This window comes from Microcoleus sp. C2D2 (assembly GCF_036702495.1).
Lineage (GTDB): Bacteria > Cyanobacteriota > Cyanobacteriia > Cyanobacteriales > Microcoleaceae > Microcoleus.
Map to the genome: position 1 here is coordinate 1 of NZ_JAUBTO010000286.1, position 4963 is coordinate 4963.

Here is a 4963-nt window from a genome sequence, read left to right on the forward strand (position 1 = left end):
AATAACTTACAATTTTAATTGTTATTGTGGGATGGGCGTCCCGCCCGTCAAAAAAAGACGGGCGGGACGCCCATCCCACAAACTTGTGGAAGTTATTTAATTCTCATTCCTTAGTAAATTGCCATTGCCGTGCGATCGGGCGGCTCGAACCTGTAACAACAACCCCCAATAGTTTTAATAAACCCAGACCCAGTAGCATCAACTTGAATCATTTTCTTACGAATCTGACCGATATCTACGCTAACAACTTGCTCTTCTCCTGTATCGTCGCAGTTCCACCCCAGATTTTTTCGATTAGCTGTTGGCGACTCTAAGATTGACCGGAATGACTTGCTAAAAAATATAGCGGTTCTCAAAAAAGTGAGGTATGCCCTATGCCCTAGGCCCTATGCCCTATGCCCTATGCCCTATGCCCGTGGGCCGGATAGTACCTCATCTTTCGCTCGAAAGGCTATACAATATCTTAAATTCCCCGGCTGTTAACTTGATAATGCGATCGTTGAGTGTTGCTTCCCGACGCCCTGAATCGATCGCGAATCGATCGAATACAATACGCGATGAAGTGACAGCCCTGATGCGTCTCAACACAACTTCTATAGGAATTGCCAACTAGGCCAGAACAAATGGTTTGCAGATCTAGTCATCAGCACCTGCGGAAAGGACTTTAAGTTGATCGGCTTCGTCGGTGCGGCGGCGATCGCACGATCGCAAAAACATTAGTACGGCGCTGCATTTCTTGGCAGAGGTGATAGCCTGTAGTATCCGGCAAATTCCAATCGAGAACTACTAGCAGTGGCTTTAATTTCTCAAACAATGCTAAAGCAGTCTCGCCATCTGCTGCCGAATCTACTTGATATTTCTGATAAAAAAAACGATGAACTAGATTGCGGATTGCTGGGTCATCATCCACAACAAGAATCTTGGGAGCAGTATCAGTTCATCACAAAAAAGTTTCTTCCTCTGGTCAATTTACAGCTAGCAATTACAGAACCGCTTTAAAGTGAAGCATAAATCCCAGGTCTTTAAAACCCACTCATACAGACTTTTTTATTGCACTTCTTCTTTCAACTTCGCTTGGAAGTCAAAAGGATTTCCCCTATTCCAAATTTTGATTCCTAGGCGATCGTTAAATACGGTTATTTCAAGATCGATCGGAGTTTCTCTGGGCAGATTTTTGTGAGCCTGGCGAACCGCATTCGTACAGGCTTCACTCACAACCAGTTGACACTGATACAAAACGGCTTGGGGAATTGGTAGAGCAGCTAACTGTTCAACCGACAACCAATCTTGAGCAACAGCATTAGATATCACTATTTAGTTGTAGGCTAATTTTTTGAAGGTGCTGGTTTGAACTGCGATAGAATTGGCGAGGCTTTTGAAACCAGAAACTAAAGCTGTTTAAAACATCAAGCGCCCGCTAAAAAAAAGGAGCTTGAGTCCTATTTTGGGGTTGTACTAGACCAGGCTTCTAATAATATTTTACAATGAAAAGACAGTTTCGATTGTCAGATGTGCGGGTATAACTTAGCTCATCGGCAATTTTGCCAATAATTTTTATACCTACCCCACCTGAGGGAAATTCATCTATGTTATCTCTCCTGCTGCTATCCTTTGTCATCATTTAATGTGTACTTTTTTACCTAAAAAAGAAAGTTGCCTTCTGATAAACTGAACGGACTTGTTTCTGGCAATTCTTCTTTCAACTTCGCTTTGAAGTCAAAAGGCTTTCCCCGATCCCAAATTTTGATTTCTAGGCGATCGTTAAATACGGTTATTTCAAGATCGATCGGAGTTTCTCTGGGCAGATTTTTGTGAGCGTGGCGAACAGCATTCGTAAACCCCTCAACCACAGCCAGTTTACACTGATGCAAAACCGCTAGGGGAATTCCTAGAGGATCTAACTGATCGAGCCAGGATAAAACTTGAGCAACAGCGTGGATATCAGAATTTAGTTGTAGTTGAAGGCTAAATTTTTGAATTTGCTGATTAGAACTGGGATCGGATTGGGGATTTCGTTGCTTTTGAAACCCGTTAAAGCTGTTTAAAACATCGATCGCCCGCTTAAAAATACCAGCTTCCCTGCGAGGTTGGGGTTGTTCTAGACCGGGCTGCTGATAATATTTTACAATGAAAAGACAGTTTCGAGCGTCAGAAGTGGGGGTATAACTTAGCTCATCGGCAATTTTGCCAATAATTTTTATACCTACCCCACCTGCCGGAATCTCATCTATGTTATCTGTCATGGTGCTATCCTTTGTCATCATTTAAGGTGTACTTTTTTACCTAAAAAAGAGAGTGGCATTCTCAACGATTAAGTTGGCATGATTTATGCTTGACTTTTTTCGTATGCCGTGCAGTGGTTGTCCAGCTCATTTTCTCTTGGTTGCTCGGGTCTTGACAAACTCAGTTTGCGATCGCTAAACAGAGCGAAAACTGAGATAGACAATTAGATAAGTAAATTATACAATGACCACCCTCAAAGCCTCTGAGGAGGGATTAGTAAAAATTAAGCAAGCTAGAAGAGAAAGGGGCTCGACTATAGAAGACCCCAGATGGCTAGTAGAAGCTAGTCAAAAATTAGATCCCGATCGAACTTGGACAGAAGCCGGGCCCTATGCCGATGGCCTGTCGCTGCCAACTTAGAGGCGTTTTTTACGAGGAAGAGAACCCATTAAAGCCAATGCTTTCAGGGCTTTCTGCACGGTTTTGCAGTTGAATTGGCAAGAAATTGTCTCGCGCCCTCCACCCGAAAATCCGCAGCCACCGAATTTAGACATTGATTCGGTAGTGCCAGAGATCCGGCAAAAATGCCACAGCAAAATCCAACAGCTTTACAGCAAAATGCAACTGTTGGATATTGCACAGCCCGTTGATGCCAGCAACCTCTACGTTGAAGTCAACATTTTGGAGGAAATTACCAGTTGGCAGCCGGGAGAAATTAGCGATTTACTCAGAGACTTCAACCCAGATGCGGATAACTTTAACCGCTTGGGATTAGGCAAAGTGCATCAGAAACGAGTACCAGGATTGGATGCGGTGAAATCTCACTCTAAACTAATGGTACTCGGCAAACCTGGTTCCGGTAAAACTACTTTTTTGAAACACATCGCCATTCAGTGCGATCGATCAGAATTTGAAGCCAACAAAATACCCATTTTTATCCCTCTAAAAACCTTTGCTGAACTCGCTAATCTTGACTTATTAGAATATATCAGCGGCGAATTTGCCAGTTGCGGAGTTGAGGCGCGATCGCAAACTGAATTCGCACTCACTCAAGGCAGAGGTCTGATTTTGCTCGACGGCTTAGATGAAGTGCCAGAATCAGATAGCGATGCAGTCGTCAGACAGATTCGTCAGTTTGTCCAAAAGTATTACAACAATCAGTTTATTATTACCTGTCGAATTGCCGCTGCTAAGTACAGATTTCACGACGCAGCCTTTACCTGTGTTGAGGTAGCCGATTTTAATAACAAGCAAATCGCTGCCTTTGCTCGAAATTGGTTTGTGGTATTTTCCCAGAAGATGGAGGCAGGTAAAGCTTTAGCATCTCAATTTGTAGAGATGCTGAAACTGCCAAAAAATCAGCAAATCCGAGAACTGGCAGTAACGCCAATTTTGCTTAATCTGACTTGTTTAGTATTCCAAGCCAAAGCAGATTTTCCATCCAACCGAGCCAAGTTGTATGAGGAAGGAGTGGAAATTATGCTCAGAAAATGGGATGAAACTAGAGGCATTAAGCTGTGTTGCATCTAGATTGCCTATGGTATTAGAGAGGGAGAGGGGGTGAAGGGGAGAGGGGGAGAGGATTTGACGATTTTTGATCGGGACTCGAAATATACAATTTAAATGCACAACAGCTTAAACGGGATGAAGTTTATCGCGATTTGAATTTGTGCCGCCAGAAACATTTACTTGCTTTTGTGGCAGCTATTACTTTCGATCGGGGCGATTACTTTTTTGAAAAAAACACAGTTCAGCAATTGATTGCCGACTATCTAGCTAACTTGCCCGATGCCACAAGTGACCCCGTTAAATTCGAGAGCGATAGTGAGGTTGTCTTGAAGGCGATCGAGGCACAACATGGCTTATTAGTGGAGAGAGCAAGAGGGATTTATTCGTTTTCTCATCTAACATTCCAAGAGTATTTTACTGCTACAGAAATAGTTAACAATTCCACCCCACAAGCTTTGGGAAAACTGGTCAGCCACCTAACCGAGAAGCGTTGGCGAGAAGTCTTGTTGTTAGCAGTTGGGATGTTGCAAAAAGCTGATGACTTGTTGCTGTCAATGAAGCAGCAAGTTGATGGACTGGTCGCTGAGGATGAGCAGTTGCAGCAGTTCCTCCTGTGGGTAAATGACAAATCCCTTTCTGTTGATTTTCCCTACAAACCTGCGGCAGTGAGATTCTTTTACTTTTCCCTTCTCCCATCCCTTGAGCTTGCTCTTAATCGAAACCCTGAACGTTTCCTTGACCCAGCCCTTTACCTTGCCGTTAAACATACCTTTGACCCTGCTATTGAAATTACCCTGGACCTTGTTCTTGACCTTGCCATTTTGCCTGTACTCGACGGTGCTATTGACCCAGCCCTTAGTCTTGCCCACGACATTCTTCTTGTCCCTATTGTTGAACCTGAATTGATGCAAGCACTGCAAGAAATTAAGAAACAGCTACCTCACCCAGATGGTGACAAGGAAATATTTAGGCAATGGTGGCAAGCTAACGGACAAGCTTGGACTCGGGAATTAAGACAAATCATAATTTCCTATCGCAATATAGGTCACGATTGGGAATTTAGCGAACAGCAGAAGTCATTGCTGAGGAAGTATTACGATGCTAATAAATTGCTGGTATATTGCCTCAATAGCGCTTCTAATGTATCTCCTGCTGTGCATTACTCACAAGTTAAGCTAAAAGCACTATTGTCAATGAGTAAAATTACTCATCTTTTACCTGTTGACCCAAT

8 protein-coding genes are annotated in these 4963 nt (G+C 43.2%); 4 read left to right on the forward strand and 4 right to left on the reverse strand.

From position 1 onward, the window contains the following. Positions 1-110 precede the first annotated feature (110 nt). Complete coding sequence (locus QUB61_RS37915; protein ID WP_333123947.1) at positions 111-356, reverse strand: hypothetical protein; 246 nt, start codon at positions 354-356, stop codon at positions 111-113. An 11-nt stretch (positions 357-367) separates the two neighbouring features. On the opposite strand from QUB61_RS37915, the gene QUB61_RS37920 reads away from it, so the two are divergent. Further along, positions 368-613, forward strand: a complete 246-nt coding sequence (locus QUB61_RS37920) for a hypothetical protein (protein ID WP_333123945.1) — start codon at positions 368-370, stop codon at positions 611-613. A 51-nt stretch (positions 614-664) separates the two neighbouring features. Here QUB61_RS37920 and QUB61_RS37925 read toward each other — a convergent pair whose 3' ends face one another. The 3 genes from QUB61_RS37925 to QUB61_RS37935 form a co-directional block, all read right to left on the reverse strand. Beyond that, positions 665-910: a response regulator gene (locus QUB61_RS37925; protein WP_333123943.1), complete on the reverse strand. Its 246-nt coding sequence runs from the start codon at positions 908-910 to the stop codon at positions 665-667. Positions 911-1047: 137 nt separating this feature from the next. Further along, entirely contained in the window at positions 1048-1311 is a 264-nt protein-coding gene (locus tag QUB61_RS37930; protein WP_333123941.1) for an ATP-binding protein, read from the reverse strand. 329 nt (positions 1312-1640) lie between these two features. Continuing rightward, the gene (locus tag QUB61_RS37935) at positions 1641-2243 is read right to left on the reverse strand and encodes an ATP-binding protein (protein ID WP_333123939.1); all 603 of its coding nucleotides are present in this window, start codon (positions 2241-2243) and stop codon (positions 1641-1643) included. A gap of 223 nt (positions 2244-2466) precedes the next feature. On the opposite strand from QUB61_RS37935, the gene QUB61_RS37940 reads away from it, so the two are divergent. The 3 genes from QUB61_RS37940 to QUB61_RS37950 form a co-directional block, all read left to right on the forward strand. After that, positions 2467-2643, forward strand: a complete 177-nt coding sequence (locus QUB61_RS37940; RefSeq protein WP_333123937.1) for a hypothetical protein — start codon at positions 2467-2469, stop codon at positions 2641-2643. Positions 2644-2712: 69 nt separating this feature from the next. Then, positions 2713-3753 carry an NACHT domain-containing protein gene (locus QUB61_RS37945; RefSeq protein ID WP_333123935.1) on the forward strand — a complete coding sequence of 347 codons (1041 nt, stop codon included), beginning with the start codon at positions 2713-2715 and terminating at the stop codon, positions 3751-3753. Between the two features lie 167 nt (positions 3754-3920). Continuing rightward, the coding region (locus QUB61_RS37950) for an NACHT domain-containing protein (RefSeq protein WP_445300333.1) at positions 3921-4963 on the forward strand (1043 nt) is incomplete at its 3' end.